Origin of the sequence: Cedecea neteri NBRC 105707 = ATCC 33855 (assembly GCF_001571265.1) — a bacterium.
Classification (GTDB): domain Bacteria; phylum Pseudomonadota; class Gammaproteobacteria; order Enterobacterales; family Enterobacteriaceae; genus Cedecea; species Cedecea neteri.
On sequence record NZ_BCTL01000036.1, the window covers coordinates 68,357 to 84,472 of the forward strand.

A 16,116-nucleotide genomic window follows, 5' to 3' on the forward strand; every position below is an offset into this window, starting at 1 on the left:
CAACGGCTTCGGCTCATGAGGTAGTTATGCTAGCGATTGTACGTTTTATTATTGTCGTTATTTACTGCATCCTGGTATGCATCTTTGGTTCAATTTATTGTCTGTTTAGCCCGCGCAATCCGCGCCATGTGGCAACTTTTGGGCACCTTTTCGGGCGTCTGGCACCGGTATTCGGTCTCAAGGTTGAAACCCGTTTACCTGCCGGGGCTGAAAACCATCCAACCGCGATTTACATCGGTAACCATCAAAACAACTACGATATGGTGACGGCCTCGAGTATCGTGCAGCCGCCAACGGTGACGGTTGGGAAAAAAAGCCTGGTGTGGATCCCGTTTTTTGGCCAGCTTTACTGGCTGACGGGCAATCTGTTGATCGATCGGGATAACCGGGCAAAAGCCCACGGCACTATCTCCCAGGTTGTAGAGCAGATTCGCAAACGCAATGTTTCTATCTGGATGTTCCCGGAAGGGACCCGCAGCCGTGGCCGTGGTCTGCTGCCGTTTAAAACCGGCGCGTTTCATGCCGCGATTGCCGCAGGCGTGCCGATTATTCCGGTATGCGTTTCCAATACCAGTAATAAAATTAAGCTAAACCGTTGGAACAACGGTTTGGTTATCGTCGAAATGTTGCCGCCCATTGACACCAGCGCTTATGGGAAAGATCAGGTCCGCAAGCTGGCCACTGACTGTCGTGAACTGATGATGGCTAAAATCGACGAACTCAATCAAGAAGTTGCCGCGCGTGAAGCCGCTGGCAAAGTTGAAAAGAATCAGGCGAGTTAAATGCCGCCTTTGGCGGTACGGTTTGTATCGCCTTTCGTTATTCAGTTTTACATGGAGCAATTATGTCACTCAGTCGGCGTCAGTTTATTCAGGCATCCGGAGTTGCGCTTTGTGCCGGCTCAGTGCCGCTGAGGGCAAACGCGGCAGGGCAGCAGCAACCTTTACCCGTCCCCCCTCTGCTTGAATCTCGCCGCGGTCAGCCGTTATTCCTGACGCTGCAGCGCGCTCACTGGTCATTTACCGGCGGCGCGAAGGCGCCCGTTTGGGGCTTCAATGGTCGCTATATGGGGCCAACCATCCGCGTCTGGAGCGGGGATGACGTGAAGATGATTTACAGCAACCGTCTGCAGGAAAACGTTGCAATGACGATTGCTGGCCTTCAGGTGCCTGGGCCTTTGATTGGCGGGGCGGCACGTATGATGTCGCCAAACGTAGACTGGGCGCCCGTATTACCTATTCGCCAGCGTGCGGCCACGCTGTGGTATCACGCCAATACGCCGAATCGGACTGCACGGCAGGTTTACAACGGCCTGGCGGGAATGTGGTTGATTGAGGACGAGGTAAGTAAATCTCTGCCGATCCCTAACCATTACGGCGTGGACGACTTCCCGATTATCATCCAGGACAAGCGGCTCGATAACTTCGGCGCACCGGAATACCAGGAACCAGGCAGCGGCGGTTTTGTTGGCGATACGCTACTGGTGAATGGGGTGCAAAGCCCGTACGTGGAAGTGTCCCGTGGTTGGGTACGCCTGCGTTTGTTGAACGCATCAAACTCGCGTCGCTACCAGCTTCAAATGAGCGATGGTCGCTCCATCGCAGTGATTTCTAGCGATCAGGGGTTCCTGCCGGCACCGGTCTCGGTCAAACAGCTGTCGCTGGCGCCGGGAGAGCGGCGGGAAATTCTTATCGACATGACCGAAGGCAAAGAGGTCTCGATTACCGCGGGTGAAGCGGCCGGGATCATGGATCGCATTCGTGGTTTCTTTGAGCCGTCGAGCATTTTGATTTCCACGCTGGTGTTAACGCTGCGGCCTACCGGGCTGCTGCCGCTGGTGACCGACACGCTGCCAATGCGCCTGCTGCCGGAAGAGATTATCGGCGGTAACCCAACGCGCAGCCGTGAAATCACCCTCGGTGACGATCCGGGAATTAACGGCCAGCTGTGGGATATGAAGCGGATTGATATTCAGACCCAGCAGGGCACCTGGGAGCGCTGGACGGTGCGCGCGGACACGCCGCAGTCCTTCCATATTGAGGGCGTCAGTTTCCTGGTGCGCAACGTCAACGGCGCTTCGCCGTTTGGGGAAGATCGCGGCTGGAAAGATACCGTGTGGATCGACGGCCAGGTGGAGCTGCTCGTCTACTTTGGACAGCCGTCCTGGGAGCATTTCCCGTTCCTCTATTCCAGCCAGACGCTGGAGCTTGCCGACCGCGGCTCCATCGGTCAGCTATTGGTTCAACCCGCGCCGTAGTTTTTTACCCTCACCCTAACCCTCTCCCTAAAAGGGAGAGGGGACAGCATGGCACTCTACGCCGAGTGTTTTCCCCCTCGCCCCTTTGGGGAGAGGGCCGGGGTGAGGGGCATAAAACACCGAATAACCCTTCAAAAAATAGTCCTAATAGGCGTATAATCGCCGTCCTTTTGTTCATTTCTACCTCATCTTTTCGGAATTCCTATGAGCGTCAAAAGCCTGATCCAGCCGGATCGCGAACTCTTTTCGTGGCCACAATACTGGGCTGCCTGTTTTGGTCCGGCCCCGTTTTTACCCATGTCCCGCGAAGAGATGGATGAACTCGGCTGGGACAGCTGCGACATCATTCTGGTCACCGGCGATGCCTACGTTGACCACCCCAGCTTCGGGATGGCCATCTGTGGCCGTATGTTAGAGGCTCAGGGCTTCCGCGTGGGTATCATTGCCCAGCCTGACTGGTCTTCTAAGCAGGACTTCATGCGCCTCGGCAAGCCGAACCTGTTCTTTGGCGTCACCGCAGGGAACATGGACTCGATGATTAACCGCTACACGGCAGACCGTAAGCTGCGCCATGACGATGCCTACACGCCGGATAATGTCGCAGGCAAGCGTCCCGATCGTGCTTCTCTGGTCTACACCCAGCGCTGCAAAGAGGCATGGCGCGATGTGCCGGTGATCCTTGGTGGCATAGAGGCCAGCCTGCGCCGCACCGCGCATTATGACTACTGGTCCGATACCGTGCGCCGTTCGATTCTGGTGGATGCCAAAGCGGATATGCTGATTTTCGGCAACGGCGAGCGCCCGCTGGTGGAAGTGGCGCATCGTCTGGCTAACGGAGAAGGGATCGCTGACATTTGCGACGTGCGCAATACCGCCATCATGCGAAAAGAGGCGATGCCCGGCTGGGCTGGCGTAGATTCCACCCGGCTTGATACGCCGGGAAAAATCGATCCGATCCCGCATCCTTACGGGGACGACCTCCCCTGTGCCGACGGCAATAAACCGAAAGACCAAAAGGCGGATGAAGCCAAAGCCGTTACCGTGCAGCCGCCACGGCCAAAACCGTGGGAGAAGACTTATGTCCTGCTGCCGTCTTTTGAGAAGGTGAAGGCCGATAAGGTGATGTACGCCCACGCTTCGCGGATCCTGCATCATGAAACTAACCCTGGCTGTGCCCGGGCGCTGATGCAGAAGCACGGCGATCGCTATATCTGGATCAACCCGCCGGCGATCCCGCTTTCAACCGAAGAGATGGACAGCGTGTTTGCGCTTCCATACCAGCGCGTGCCTCATCCCTCCTACGGTAAGGCCCGTATTCCGGCCTATGAGATGATCCGCTTCTCGGTGAACATTATGCGCGGCTGCTTCGGCGGCTGTTCTTTCTGCTCCATTACCGAGCACGAAGGCCGCATTATTCAAAGCCGATCCGAAGATTCCATCATCAGCGAAATCGAAGCCATGCGTGACAGCGTGCCGGGCTTTACCGGCGTGGTATCGGATCTTGGTGGCCCAACGGCCAATATGTATATGCTGCGCTGTAAGTCGCCGCGCGCCGAGCAAACCTGTCGCCGCCTGTCGTGCGTTTACCCGGAAATTTGCCAGCATATGGACACCAATCATCAGCCGACCATCGATCTCTATCGCCGAGCCCGCGATCTTAAGGGCGTGAAGAAGATCTTAATCGCCTCCGGCGTGCGCTACGATCTGGCGGTTGCCGATCCGCGTTACATCAAGGAGTTGGCAACTCATCACGTTGGTGGGTATCTGAAAATTGCCCCTGAACACACCGAAGAGGGGCCGCTGTCGAAAATGATGAAGCCGGGGATGGGCAGCTACCATCGCTTTAAAGAGCTGTTTGATACCTATTCGAAGCAGGCTGGCAAAGAGCAGTATCTGATCCCATACTTTATCTCCGCTCATCCTGGGACGCGCGATGAGGATATGGTGAATCTCGCACTGTGGCTGAAGCAGCATCGTTTCCGCCTCGATCAGGTTCAGAACTTCTATCCGTCGCCGCTGGCTAACTCCACTACCATGTATTACACGGGCAAAAATCCGTTGAGCAAGGTGAACTACAAAAGCGAGGATATCGTCGTGCCTCGCGGTGACCGCCAGCGCCGTCTCCATAAAGCCCTATTGCGCTACCACGATCCGGCTAACTGGCCGCTGATTCGCGAGGCGCTGGAGGCGATGGGTAAAAAGCACCTGATTGGGGGCAGACGTGAATGCCTGGTGCCTTCCCCGACCCTTGAGGAGATGCGTGAGGCCCGCAGAAGTGCCCGTCACGCCCGCCCGGCGCTGACGAAACATACTCCGCTTGTGCACCAGCGGCGTCCGGCAGCAGCAGGAAAGAGGAAGCCGCTCGGGAAGTAACGGCGTGCCTTCATGCCGCTGTCATTTTTTTCTGCGACAAAGAGAAGTGGGAACTCCTGTCCGCCGGGTCTGGTGCTAAGCTGCCCGGCGGCCTCTTTGCTGAAATGAGAAATGAACATGTCTAACCCGTTGTACGTTTTTGACCTTGACCACACCCTGATAGACGCCGATTGCAGCACCCTCTGGAGCCGATTCCTTTCCCGCGAAGGGCTGATAAAAGACCCCGATTATTTGGCCAAAGAGCACAAGCTGATGCTCGATTACCAGCGTGGCGAAATGAACATTCATGAATACGTTGGCGTCACGCTGGCCCCGCTGGCCGGCATGACCATTGCCGATGTTGATACGCTGGTGGCCCGCTGCGTAGAAACCGATGTTCTGCCGATGGTTTACCCGGCAGCGAAGCGCCTGATTGAACAACTGCACGCTCAGGGCCAGCAGATGATGATTATCTCTGCGTCCGTGAGTTTGCTGGTGAAGGCCATCGCCCCGAAGCTGGGCATTGAGCACGCCATCGGTATCGATCTGGTGACCGGCAATAATGCCTACACCAGCGTGATAAGCGGCGTGCCGAGCTATCAGGCAGGCAAAATCACCCGTCTGAAAGAGTGGTTGCAGGTGAACCCGGAATACAGCGGAGAACTGACATTTTATACCGACTCTATCAACGATTTACCGCTCTGCCTTGAAGCCGATAAAGTGCTGATGGTGAACCCATGCCAGAAGCTTGCGGCGCAGGGCACACGCTACGGCTGGCAAACGCTGAACTGGTCTTTATAGCGTGGGTAGGGCACGGTCAAAACCGTGCCCCGTATTAGGCGTTATTGCGGAGAGTAAAGCGGCACCGGCTTCCCGGTGATATAACGGCGGCGCAGCCAGGCAGAAATAGCATCCATCGCCATTACCACACAGACCAGAATCAGGGTGATAAACATCACCACGTCCCAGTTCCATAGCCGCATGTTTTCGGCGTACACCAGGCCTACACCGCCTGCTCCAACAAAGCCCAGCACTGCCGCCGAGCGGGTGTTAGATTCAATTTGATACAGACTCAGGGAGAGAAACGCCGGGAACGACTGGGTGAAGATCCCGAAGCGGTGTTTCTGAATTCCCGCCGCGCCCACGGCAGTTAATCCCCGACTCGGAGAGCGCTCTACCGCTTCGTGCCCCTCGGCATACAGCCTGCCCAGCAGCCCGGTATCCTGCATGATAATTGCCAGCACGCCTGCCAGCGGGCCAAGCCCAACCGCACGTACGAAAATCAGCCCCCAAATGGCCATATCTACGCCGCGTAGCAGGTCGAACAGGCGGCGCACCAGTAGCGCGACTATGCGAGCTACCGGGCCCTGCATGATATTGCGGGCGGCAAAGAACGACAGCAGTAGCGCCAGCACCGTGGCGGTCAGCGTCCCGGCAAAAACAATGGCGAGCGTAATGGCGATTTGCGAGAAGTAATAGGCAAACGGCCAGTTAACAAAGTCATGCCAGACGAACATGCGCAGGAAGTAGCGCCCCAGTTGAACCATACCGCTGAGGATTTGCCCGGAGTCGATGCCGAAGGTGAAGAAGAACCAGACGTAATAGCCGAGAATGGCGGCGGCCAACAGGCCGATGTGGCGCAGATAGCGCCCCTGCATGCGGTAAAGTTCGCGGTGCTGCTCGCGACTTTTAGCGATATCCGGTGTTGCCTGAGAAATACTCATTTTTTCCCCTCCAGAACCCAGCGGCGCAGCCTGCCGGACAGGACATCGAGGACGGAAACCACCACGATAATTAGCAGCAGCGTGATGCTGACCTGATCGTAGCGATCGAGTTTAATGTTGGTCATCAGCTCCTGCCCGATCCCTCCCGCGCCCACGAGGCCGAGAATGGTGGAGGAGCGGAAGTTAATTTCAAAGCGCATAAAGCTGTAGGACAGGAAGATCGGCTTCACCTGTGGCCACAGGGCAAAGCGCACGCGCTGAAGTGGTGTAGCCCCGCAGGCCACAAGCCCACGAACAGGTTTGTCGGACGCGCTTTCGATGGCTTCATAAAACAGCTTGGTCAGGCTGCCAATGGTGTGCAGGGCCAGCGCCAGAAACCCCGGAATAGCGCCGATACCAAAGGCCATCACGAACATCACCGCCCACGCCAGCTCCGGCATGGTTCTTAGAAACGCAACCGACGCGCGCACGCCAAAGCGTACGGCAGGCGGCGTCCAGGTATTACCGGCGGCAAGAAAAGCCAGCACGGCGGCAATGCAGGTCGAAATCAGCGTCGAAGCCAGCGCCAGCTGCAGCGTTTCCCAAATCAGCGGCAGCTGAATAGGCAGGCGATATCCCCAGTAGGCCAGTGAGCCTTTGGTATGGACGTCGGCCAGCAGAACCGGAAGGTGCAGCGTCGGCAGGGTTTCGAACATGTAGTCGAGGAAGTTTGGCAGTGATTGCCAGATGGTGGTCAGGCTGAACTCAGCGACATGACCGGCGGTAAGATACAAACCTACCAACAGCAGGGACCAAATCAGCGTGTCGCGCTTCTGGCGCATTCTGACCTGGTGATAGTAACGCTCAAATTCCGTATTCAACATCATCACTTAATATCCGGTTTGTTTCCGGTGACGGGTCGCCCCGTCCTGATAAAAAAGCACCCAGGCAGGCCGCCGGGGTGCGATTTTTATGCGACGTGCAGCAATTAGCGAGCGCTAACCAGCTCACGCTTCATGTCGATGATCTGCTGGAAGTCAGCCACTGACGCCGGGCCGATGTGCTGGGTGCCGCCCATCGCCTTCACGAAGCAACCGTGATCTTCTTTATCCAGTTTTTTCACTGCATCTACCACTTTGGCCTTGAAGTCAGCCGGCAGCTTGTTGCTGACCAGAATTGGGCCGTTCGGGATCAGTGGTGAAGTCCAGATGATGCGGATCTGCTTCATCAGGTCAGGGTGATCCATACGGATCAGGCGGTTAAACGCCCCGGCGGTGTAGCCGTCGTTATAGTCGCCAACCATGGAAGCCCAGGTCACCGCGCCGGCAAACTGGCCGTTCAGCACGCCCAGGATGTCCTGTTCGTGGCCGCCGGAGAAGGTGACGCTGGAGAAGAAGTTGTTGTACTTGTTGTCCGCAGTGCCGCCGAGTTTCTGTTTGAACTCGTGGTTAGGGATCAGGTAGCCAGAGGTGGAGTCCGGATCCGCGAAGCCGAAGGATTTACCTTTCAGATCTTCGATGGTTTTGTACGGGCTGTCGGCTTTCACGATCACCACAGAATGGTAGCCGCGGGACTGGTCTTTATCGTCAACCGCGATGCCAACGATATCCACCGCTTTCGGGTCGTTCATGTACACCGAAGCGTAGGAAGAAGGGGACATGCTCAGCACCAGGTCGACTTTACCGCCGATCAGGCCCTGAATAACGCCAGAGTAGTCAGAAGAGTTACGCAGTTTAGTGTCGACATTCAGTTCTTTATCCATGAACTGCTTCACACACTGGTTATCACCAATTTGCTGGGTCGCATTCTGCCCGCCGAGGATCCCGAGGTTCAGTTCGCGCGGCTGGTCAGCAGCCATAGCGTGGCCTGCAATCACAAGGCCAGTAATCACTGCAGATAAACGTAATGCGCCAGTCAGTTGCTTTTTCATTATCATTGCCTGTGTTGTATCAATTGGAGAGAGAATTAATGCACTTGATTGATTTCATCGCCGTACAAGAGATGCAGCACGTCGTCCGTTAACATCGACGGATGACCGTCAAACACGATATTTCCTTTTGCAACCCCGATAACGCGGGTGCAGTACTCTTTCACCAGCTCGATGGAATGCAGGTTCACCATCACGCTGATGCCTTGCTCACACACTTCACGCAGCACTTTCATGATGCGCTGGGTATTTTTCGGGTCGAGGGAAGCTACCGGTTCATCGGCCAGCAAAATGCTCGGGTTTTGCATCAGTGCGCGGCAAATGGCCACGCGCTGCATCTGGCCGCCGGAGAGGTTCTCGGCGCGCTGCAGGGCGTGAGGCAGCATGTTCATCCACTCTAGAAGGGAAATGGCGCGAGCGCGGTCTGCCTCGGGGAAAACTTTAAACAGGGATTTCAGCGTGGAGGTCTGGCTCAGGCGGCCCAGCAGCACGTTAGTCAGCACGTCCAGTCTTGGCACCAGGCAGAAGTCCTGGAAGATCATGCCGCATTCGGTGCGCCACTGGTTCAGGGCGCGACCGCTGAGTTTAGACACATCGTGCGGCATCCCGACTTCCGGAAAGCTGAGGATCTCGCCCGACGTGGCAGTATGCGTGCCGTTAAGAATATGCAGTAGCGTTGATTTACCCGCGCCAGAGCGGCCAATCACGCCAACCAGTTCACCGGCATGCAGGTCGAAGTTAATGTCGTGTAGCACGGTCTGGTGTGCGTTATAGGCCTTACTCAGGCTCTTAACGCTCAGGACTTTACGCCCCGGCGCTGGCGCAAACTGCGGCAGTGACTCCAGGTCAGAGTTGGTAACTACGGCAAGGGATCTGTTCATAACCATTCCAAATGAGTTAGCGAAGCTGGCCCTATTTATCGTGGTGTTGTGTGACTTTTTGATTACGGCTAAAAGAACAAATAATGAACGCCGTGAAAATTCACGCGACGATCAAACAGATGTGTTACACGTAGAAAGCGCTGGGGCGGGGGGTGTGCAGGAAATAAAAAACCACCCGGCCGGTTAAGGCGAAGGTGGTTTAGGAGAGAAAAGAGAAGCCGGATTTAGCCGACAAACACGTCCGGGTCGGGCCCAAGGCGTTTGCCGCTGTCGAGCTTCGCAATGTCAGCCAGCTCTTCTTTGTCCAGCCGGAAGTCGAACACGTCAAAGTTTTCAGCAATACGGGCAGGCGTGACCGATTTAGGGATAACCACCAGTCCGCTATCGAGGTGCCAGCGAATCACGACCTGAGCCGGCGTTTTTCCGTACTTGTCCGCCAAATCACGAATGATTTTCTGATCAAATACGCCTTCACCACCCTGTGCCAGCGGGCTCCATGACTCGGTCTGAATCTTATGAGTCGCGTTCCACGCATGAAGCTGGCGTTGCTGCAGCAGTGGGTGCAGCTCAATCTGGTTGATAACCGGGCTAACGCCGGTTTCGTCGATCAGCCGCTGGAGGTGATTAATATTGAAGTTACACACCCCAATGCTCTTCACCAGGCCCTCTTTTTGCAGCTCAATCAGCCCTTTCCAGGCTTCTAGATAGTGATCTTTACTCGGTACCGGCCAGTGCAGCAGGTAGAGATCGACATAGTCGAGCTGCAGTTTCTCAAGGCTGTCTTCCAGCGCCTGGCGAGGCCTCTGCTGGTCGCTGTTCCAGAGTTTGGTGGTAATAAACAGGTCGTCACGCGCAACGCCTGCGCTCTTCAACGCGGCGCCTACGCCGTCCTCGTTTTTGTAGGCGGCGGCCGTGTCAATGGAGCGGTACCCCACCTCCAGCGCTTTCTCAATGGCGGTCCTGACTTCGTCGTTGCTTGCCTGCCAGACACCGAGCCCAAGCTGCGGCATCACATTGCCATCCTGGAGCTTGATTAAGGTTGGATGAGTCATACGTACCTCCTTAATAGTGCGAAAAACACCGGGCAAGCCCGGTGTAAGATTTGTATTAAGTCTAGTCGAAACTCAGGCAATGAAAGCCCTAACCTGAGTTCTCTTAGCGAGCGGCTTCGTAAATGCGGCGGCTAACGTCCAGCGTGATGTCCTGATGTTCACCCAGCTTCGTCATGCCTTTTTCTTCCAGTTTCACCAGCAGAGCAGGGATGGAGCTGCCGTCCAGGCCGTAGGCGGACAGGCGAGTCGAGGTGCCCATTTTCTCGAAGAAATTACGGGTCGCTTCGATAGCGGCATCAATACGCTCTTCTTCGCTGCCGGAGGTAATGTTCCAGACGCGCTCTGCGTATTGCAGCAGTTTGGCGTGCTTCTCGTGACGTTTTTCGTTCATCAGAGAAGGCAGAACCACCGCCAGCGTTTGAGCATGATCCAGGCCGTGCATTGCGGTCAGTTCGTGGCCCAGCATATGTGTCGCCCAGTCCTGCGGCACGCCAGCGCCGATCAGGCCATTTAGCGCCATTGTTGCAGCCCACATCACGTTCGCACGAACGTCATAGTTTTCCGGATCTTTCAGCGCTTTCGGGCCGTCTTCAATCAGCGTCAGCAGAATGCCTTCAGCAAAACGGTCCTGAACTTTGGCGTTAACCGGGTAAGTCAGGTACTGCTCGATGGTGTGAACAAAGGCATCCACCACGCCGTTAGCAACCTGTTTAGGCGGCAGGGTGTAGGTGTAAACCGGATCCAGCACCGCAAAGACAGGCTGTACGAAGTCAGACATAAACGCCTGCTTGTCACCGGTTGAACGGCGGGAAACTACCGCGCCTTTGTTAGATTCGGAGCCGGTTGCCGGCAGCGTCAGCACTGAGCCCATTGGGATAGCGCTTTTCACGTCGTTACCGCGGGTCAGCAGAATGTTCCACGGATCGATATCCTGCGGATAGTGCGCCGCAGCGGCGATGAATTTAGTGCCGTCGAGTACGGAGCCACCGCCGACAGCCAGCAGGAAAGTCACGTTTTCTTTACGCGCGATTTCCACGGCTTTCATCAGCGTTTCGTAAGACGGGTTAGGTTCGATGCCGCCGAACTCCAGCACGTCGAGGCCTTTCAGCGTGTCTTTAACCTGGCCCAGTACGCCGGTTTTAATCACGCTGCCGCCGCCGTAGGTTACCAGGACGCGAGCGTCCGCTGGGATCTGATCGCGCAGTTCTGCCAGGGAGCCTTTACCAAACAGGATGCGGGTTGGGGTATGAAGATTGAAGTTATTCATGATGGGTTTCCCGTTCGTTAGATGAGTCACATTGCTAAATCTGATGGCGCTTATTGTGGTCCGCCACCCTGCCTCTCTCAATGCATATTCCTGCCTTTATCTTGCCTGTTTCTCCAAACGGCTGGAGAAACCGTAGGATTCATCGCACACTGTAAGCCGGATAAAAAGCGCCGTGGAGACGTAAGCATGAACCGCCAGGCTATCTGCCAGCAGCTGACGGATAAAATCAATCAGCTGATTTTAAAAGAAAAAAGTGATGTATTTTTTGATGGCGTACGGCTGATGTACGGCACCAAACCGATGGCACGTACCCCGGTAATGTACGATCCGGGCATTGTTTTTCTCTTTTCGGGCCATAAAACGGGTTATCTCAACGATCGCGTATTCCGCTATGACGCCAACGAATACCTGCTCCTGACGGTGCCTTTGCCCTTTGAGTGTGAAACCTTTGCGACAGCCGATGTGCCGCTCGCGGGAATGCGCGTGAAGGTGGATATTCAGCAGCTGCAGGATTTGCTGATGGACATCGGTGAGGACGACCTGTTCCGGCCTCAGTCCTGCACCGATGGGATCAATTCAGCCGAGCTGTCGGAAGAAATTCTTTGCGCCACCGAGCGGCTGCTGGACGTCTTAGATCGTCCTCTTGATGCCCGGGTGCTGGGCAAACAGATTATCCGCGAGATCCTCTATCATGTGCTGACGGGGCCAAGCGGCGGGGCGCTGTTGGCGCTGGTCAGTCGCCAGACTCATTTTAGCCTTATTAGCCGGGTGCTGCGTCGGATTGAAAACCAGTACACCGAAAACCTGTCGGTGGACCAGCTGGCGGCCGAGGCCAACATGAGCGTGTCGGCGTTCCATCATAACTTTAGGTCGGTGACCAGCACCTCGCCGCTGCAATACCTGAAAAGCTATCGTCTGCATAAGGCAAGAATGTTAATGCTGCATGACGGAATGAAGGCAAGTGCGGCGGCCATTCGCGTGGGCTACGAGAGCGCGTCTCAGTTTAGCCGGGAGTTTAAGCGCTATTTTGGCGTAACGCCTGGGGAAGACATGGCGCGGATGCGGGTCATTTAATGAGGCAAAAACGAAGAGCGAATAAGTTGGGCTTATCCGCTCTTTCTCTATTAAGCGTGATTACGCGGCGCTAACTTTTTTTTTCAGCACCACAAACACCGTGCCGACCAGGCCAACAATCAGTAGAGCAACCGGCAAAATCATCAGGAAGGTCATGACCTGATCTTCATGGCGCTTAACAAAGGGGATCATGCTGAGCGCGTAGCCCAGGCTAATCACAACGCCGACCCACAGCAGGCCGCTTAGCCAGTTAAAGAACTGAAAGCGGCGGTTACTGAGGCCTGAAATACCCGCCATGGTGGGCAGCAGAGTACGAACAAAGGCCAGGAAGCGGCCCGCGAGCAGCGCCAGTAAACCGTGGCGGTCAAACATTTGCGTGGCGCGCTGGTGGTACTGGGTTGGCAGTTGTGCAAGCCAGCCTTTCACGGTACGGGTATTGCCGAGCCAGCGGCCTTGTAAATAGCTCAGCCAGCAGCCGAGGCTCGCCGCGACGGTTAAAATCACCAGCGTCGGCACAAACCCCATCACGCCTTTGGCGATAAGCGCCCCCGCAAGAAGCAACAGGCTATCGCCCGGTAAAAACGAAGCGGGAAGCAGTCCATTTTCCAGAAACAGTGTCGCAAACATGACGCAATAAACAACGCCAATGACGTGGGGGTCGGCGAGCGCGGCAAAATCGTGATGCCAAAGCGCCTCGACAATATTTTGTATAACAGCCATAGGTATTCCTGTGGAACCGCTTATTGAGTTCGCCCTGATTATTGCACCCGCAACTTAGGCTCACCTTAATTTCTACACATTGTACCGCTAAAATGCCTGCGACACCTTGATCCCAGGCTCAACAAAACATCGATGATGGCAAAAAAGCGCGCCACGGTTACCGATAAACGGAGATTTTAGGCAATACGCTGGAAACCCGCTTCCAGATCGGCAATCAGATCGTCCACGTTTTCCAGCCCAATGTGAAGGCGAACCAGGGTGCCGCTAAAGTCGACGCCGCCTGCCGGGCGGATCTCCGCCAGCTCATCAGGCTGATTAGCGAGAATAAGCGATTCATAGCCGCCCCAGGAATAGGCCATGCTGAAATACTCGAAATGATTGAGGTACCGTTCATACTCTTCATCACTGAGCCGCTTTTTCAGCACAAACGAAAACAGCCCGCTGCTGCCCGTAAAGTCACGTTTCCAGTATTCATGCCCTTTACTTCCGGGAAGCGCCGGATGATTCACTCTTTCTACCTGAGGATGACCCGCCAGCCATTCGGCCACTTTCAGGCTGCTTTCATGGTGCTGACGCAGACGAACGCCCAGCGTGCGAAGGCCACGGCTAGTCATATAAGCGGTATCCGCATCCAGCATTTGCCCCATCAGATAGGCATTCTCGCGCAGCATATCCCAGCATCGAGCATTGGATACCGCGGTGCCGACCATCGCATCCGAATGGCCAATCAGGTATTTGGTGCCCGCCTGAATAGAAATGTCGATACCGAACTCCAGCGCCTTAAACAGCACGCCAGCCGCCCAGGTATTGTCGATCATGATGATAGCCTCAGGGGCAACGCGTCTGACCGCCGCAACAATCGCCGGAATATCGTGGACTTCCATCGTAATGGAGCCGGGGGATTCCAGAAAAACGACTTTGGTGTTCGGCTGAATCAGATCGGCTATCCTGGCACCGATATCCGGCGCGAACCAACTGGTGCTCACCCCCAGCTTTGAGAGAATTTTGGTGCAGAAGTCCTGGGTGGGTTCGTAGGCGGTTTCGGTGACCAGAACATGATCGCCCTGCTCGACAAAGGCCAGGATAGTATTGGCTACAGCAGCGGCACCGCAGGGGAAGAGGGCGCAGCCGGCGCCGCCTTCAAGTTCGCACATCGCTTCCTGTAACGAGAAATGGGTCAGCGTGCCGCGGCGGCCGTAGAACAGGTCGCCCTTAGCGCGGTTAGCGGTGGCCTGTTTTTTGGCCTCAACGCTTTCAAAGACGAGGGAGGAGGCGCGCTGAATCACGCTGTTAACTGAACCCTGAGTAAACCTCTTGCTGCGACCGGCGTTGACCAGCGCCGTTTCGATGTGTTTTTCCGCCATTTCCGCTTCCCCGTCTAACCATCTGGATGTCTGGACGTAAATTAACACAAAATGCGCAAAGGGCATCATGGCGTTTTTTCAGTTTGGCGAAAAAAGTCATCATTTCGCCAGGGGGGGACTTTTCCTGCGTAAGCGCAAGGAATGCTTCAACAATTTCCGGCAGTCTGTAAATACTAATGAGAACGACTATCAATTCGATAGTTTTTTGATATATTAGTCTCAGTTTTGACATTTATTTCTCGCTGGAGCGTAAGACGTGACGAGTAATCTGATGCAGACGGATCTGTCCGTTTGGGGCATGTATCAACATGCTGACATCGTAGTGAAGATCGTGATGATTGGCCTGATTCTGGCCTCTGTTGTCACCTGGGCAATCTTTTTCAGTAAGAGCGTGGAGCTGATTACCCAGAAACGTCGCCTCAAGCGAGAGCAGCAGCAGCTGGCTAACGTGCGCTCCCTGAATGAAGCGAGCAGCGCGGCCGAAGCGTTTGACAGCAAAAGCCTGAGCACGCTGTTAATCAATGAAGCCCAAAATGAACTGGAACTTTCAGCCGGCGTAGAAGATAACGAAGGCATTAAAGATCGTACCGGTTTCCGCCTTGAGCGCCGCGTAGCCGCCGTTGGGCGTCACATGGGGCGTGGTAACGGTTTTCTGGCCACCATCGGTGCGATTTCGCCGTTCGTCGGCCTGTTTGGTACCGTTTGGGGCATCATGAACAGCTTTATCGGTATTGCTCAGTCCCAGACCACTAACCTGGCGGTCGTTGCGCCAGGCATCGCAGAAGCGCTGTTGGCAACGGCTATCGGCCTGGTCGCCGCAATCCCTGCGGTGGTTATCTATAACATCTTCGCGCGTATGATTGGCAGCTACAAAGCAAGCCTTAGCGACGTGGCGGCTCAGGTTCTGCTGTTGCAAAGTCGTGACCTTGACCTGGAAGGCACAGCCCAGCCGCGTCCGGTACGCAATACTCAGCAACTGCGTGTAGGTTAATGCCCCATGGCAATGCGTCTGAACGAAAACCTCGATGACAATGGTGAAATGCACGAAATCAACGTTACGCCGTTTATCGACGTTATGTTGGTGCTGCTGATCATCTTCATGGTGGCCGCGCCGCTGGCCACGGTGGACGTGAAGGTTAACCTTCCGGCCTCCAGCAGCGAACCGCAGCCACGCCCAGAAAAACCGGTTTACCTGTCGGTAAAAGCCGATCATTCGATGTTTATCGGTAATGACCCGGTAAGCAAAGAGTCGATGGTCAACGCGCTGATTGCCGCAACCGAAGGGAAAAAAGACACCACTATTTTCTTCCGCGCGGACAAAACGGTGGACTACGAAACGCTGATGGACGTGATGGATACGCTGCACCAGGCAGGGTATCTGAAGATTGGTCTGGTCGGCCAGGAAGTGACTAAAGCGAAGTAAGAGGGGCTGACTCTCATCCCGGCCCTCTTCCTCTTGGGAGAGGAGTCTATGACGGTTCGACTAAGGTTCCGTTCACTTCCTGTCCTGCTTCACATG

General features: G+C 55.4%; 15 protein-coding genes. 7 read left to right on the forward strand and 8 right to left on the reverse strand.

The features are described 5' to 3' along the window. Positions 1-26: 26 nt before the first annotated feature. The 4 genes from CNE01S_RS15785 (at position 27) to CNE01S_RS15800 (ending at position 5,410) form a co-directional block, all read left to right on the forward strand. Positions 27-782, forward strand: a complete 756-nt coding sequence (locus CNE01S_RS15785) for a 1-acylglycerol-3-phosphate O-acyltransferase (RefSeq protein ID WP_008460931.1) — start codon at positions 27-29, stop codon at positions 780-782. A gap of 62 nt (positions 783-844) precedes the next feature. Then, positions 845-2,257, forward strand: coding sequence for a cell division protein FtsP (ftsP, locus tag CNE01S_RS15790; protein WP_039297975.1), 1,413 nt, complete (start codon positions 845-847; stop codon positions 2,255-2,257). A 204-nt stretch (positions 2,258-2,461) separates the two neighbouring features. Further along, positions 2,462-4,630 (forward strand): YgiQ family radical SAM protein, encoded by a 2,169-nt coding sequence (locus tag CNE01S_RS15795; protein ID WP_061277264.1) that lies wholly within the window; start codon positions 2,462-2,464, stop codon positions 4,628-4,630. Positions 4,631-4,747: 117 nt separating this feature from the next. After that, complete coding sequence (locus tag CNE01S_RS15800) at positions 4,748-5,410, forward strand: HAD family hydrolase (protein WP_061277281.1); 663 nt, start codon at positions 4,748-4,750, stop codon at positions 5,408-5,410. A gap of 41 nt (positions 5,411-5,451) precedes the next feature. Here CNE01S_RS15800 and phnE (CNE01S_RS15805) read toward each other — a convergent pair whose 3' ends face one another. The 6 genes from phnE (CNE01S_RS15805) to yqhD form a co-directional block, all read right to left on the reverse strand. Next, entirely contained in the window at positions 5,452-6,333 is an 882-nt protein-coding gene (phnE, locus tag CNE01S_RS15805) for a phosphonate ABC transporter, permease protein PhnE (protein ID WP_061277265.1), read from the reverse strand. Then, positions 6,330-7,199: a phosphonate ABC transporter, permease protein PhnE gene (phnE, locus tag CNE01S_RS15810; RefSeq protein WP_061277266.1), complete on the reverse strand. Its 870-nt coding sequence runs from the start codon at positions 7,197-7,199 to the stop codon at positions 6,330-6,332. The genes phnE (CNE01S_RS15805) and phnE (CNE01S_RS15810) overlap by 4 nt, the downstream gene beginning before the upstream one ends. A gap of 101 nt (positions 7,200-7,300) precedes the next feature. Further along, positions 7,301-8,242 carry a phosphonate ABC transporter substrate-binding protein gene (gene phnD, locus CNE01S_RS15815; protein WP_008460942.1) on the reverse strand — a complete coding sequence of 314 codons (942 nt, stop codon included), beginning with the start codon at positions 8,240-8,242 and terminating at the stop codon, positions 7,301-7,303. Between the two features lie 35 nt (positions 8,243-8,277). Continuing rightward, positions 8,278-9,120 carry a phosphonate ABC transporter ATP-binding protein gene (gene phnC, locus CNE01S_RS15820; protein ID WP_061277267.1) on the reverse strand — a complete coding sequence of 281 codons (843 nt, stop codon included), beginning with the start codon at positions 9,118-9,120 and terminating at the stop codon, positions 8,278-8,280. Positions 9,121-9,344: 224 nt separating this feature from the next. After that, positions 9,345-10,172, reverse strand: a complete 828-nt coding sequence (gene dkgA, locus CNE01S_RS15825; protein WP_061277268.1) for a 2,5-didehydrogluconate reductase DkgA — start codon at positions 10,170-10,172, stop codon at positions 9,345-9,347. A gap of 103 nt (positions 10,173-10,275) precedes the next feature. Next, positions 10,276-11,439 carry an alcohol dehydrogenase gene (gene yqhD, locus CNE01S_RS15830; protein ID WP_061277269.1) on the reverse strand — a complete coding sequence of 388 codons (1,164 nt, stop codon included), beginning with the start codon at positions 11,437-11,439 and terminating at the stop codon, positions 10,276-10,278. Between the two features lie 186 nt (positions 11,440-11,625). Here yqhD and CNE01S_RS15835 point away from each other — a divergent pair, with 186 nt between their 5' ends. Beyond that, a complete protein-coding gene (locus tag CNE01S_RS15835; RefSeq protein WP_061277270.1) occupies positions 11,626-12,513 on the forward strand; it encodes an AraC family transcriptional regulator in 888 nt (295 codons plus the stop codon). 60 nt (positions 12,514-12,573) lie between these two features. Here the strand turns inward: CNE01S_RS15835 and yghB are convergent, their stop codons facing one another. After that, entirely contained in the window at positions 12,574-13,233 is a 660-nt protein-coding gene (yghB, locus tag CNE01S_RS15840) for a DedA family general envelope maintenance protein YghB (RefSeq protein WP_061277271.1), read from the reverse strand. Positions 13,234-13,409: 176 nt separating this feature from the next. After that, on the reverse strand, positions 13,410-14,597 hold the full coding sequence (gene metC / locus CNE01S_RS15845) for a cystathionine beta-lyase (RefSeq protein ID WP_061277282.1): 1,188 nt from the start codon (positions 14,595-14,597) through the stop codon (positions 13,410-13,412). Positions 14,598-14,853: 256 nt separating this feature from the next. On the opposite strand from metC, the gene exbB reads away from it, so the two are divergent. Further along, positions 14,854-15,588 (forward strand): tol-pal system-associated acyl-CoA thioesterase, encoded by a 735-nt coding sequence (gene exbB, locus CNE01S_RS15850; protein ID WP_072279159.1) that lies wholly within the window; start codon positions 14,854-14,856, stop codon positions 15,586-15,588. A 6-nt stretch (positions 15,589-15,594) separates the two neighbouring features. Beyond that, positions 15,595-16,020: a TonB system transport protein ExbD gene (exbD, locus tag CNE01S_RS15855; protein ID WP_061277273.1), complete on the forward strand. Its 426-nt coding sequence runs from the start codon at positions 15,595-15,597 to the stop codon at positions 16,018-16,020. Positions 16,021-16,116: the final 96 nt, after the last annotated feature.

What these genes read in the sequence shown, in the direction of transcription:
- CNE01S_RS15785 (WP_008460931.1), top strand. Translation starts at nt 27, where the DNA reads ATGCTAGCGATTGTACGTTTTATTATTGTCGTTATTTACTGCATCCTG.
- ftsP (WP_039297975.1), top strand. Translation starts at nt 845, where the DNA reads ATGTCACTCAGTCGGCGTCAGTTTATTCAGGCATCCGGAGTTGCGCTT.
- CNE01S_RS15795 (WP_061277264.1), top strand. Translation starts at nt 2,462, where the DNA reads ATGAGCGTCAAAAGCCTGATCCAGCCGGATCGCGAACTCTTTTCGTGG.
- CNE01S_RS15800 (WP_061277281.1), top strand. Translation starts at nt 4,748, where the DNA reads ATGTCTAACCCGTTGTACGTTTTTGACCTTGACCACACCCTGATAGAC.
- phnE (WP_061277265.1), bottom strand. Translation starts at nt 6,333, where the DNA reads ATGAGTATTTCTCAGGCAACACCGGATATCGCTAAAAGTCGCGAGCAG.
- phnE (WP_061277266.1), bottom strand. Translation starts at nt 7,199, where the DNA reads ATGATGTTGAATACGGAATTTGAGCGTTACTATCACCAGGTCAGAATG.
- phnD (WP_008460942.1), bottom strand. Translation starts at nt 8,242, where the DNA reads ATGAAAAAGCAACTGACTGGCGCATTACGTTTATCTGCAGTGATTACT.
- phnC (WP_061277267.1), bottom strand. Translation starts at nt 9,120, where the DNA reads ATGAACAGATCCCTTGCCGTAGTTACCAACTCTGACCTGGAGTCACTG.
- dkgA (WP_061277268.1), bottom strand. Translation starts at nt 10,172, where the DNA reads ATGACTCATCCAACCTTAATCAAGCTCCAGGATGGCAATGTGATGCCG.
- yqhD (WP_061277269.1), bottom strand. Translation starts at nt 11,439, where the DNA reads ATGAATAACTTCAATCTTCATACCCCAACCCGCATCCTGTTTGGTAAA.
- CNE01S_RS15835 (WP_061277270.1), top strand. Translation starts at nt 11,626, where the DNA reads ATGAACCGCCAGGCTATCTGCCAGCAGCTGACGGATAAAATCAATCAG.
- yghB (WP_061277271.1), bottom strand. Translation starts at nt 13,233, where the DNA reads ATGGCTGTTATACAAAATATTGTCGAGGCGCTTTGGCATCACGATTTT.
- metC (WP_061277282.1), bottom strand. Translation starts at nt 14,597, where the DNA reads ATGGCGGAAAAACACATCGAAACGGCGCTGGTCAACGCCGGTCGCAGC.
- exbD (WP_061277273.1), top strand. Translation starts at nt 15,595, where the DNA reads ATGGCAATGCGTCTGAACGAAAACCTCGATGACAATGGTGAAATGCAC.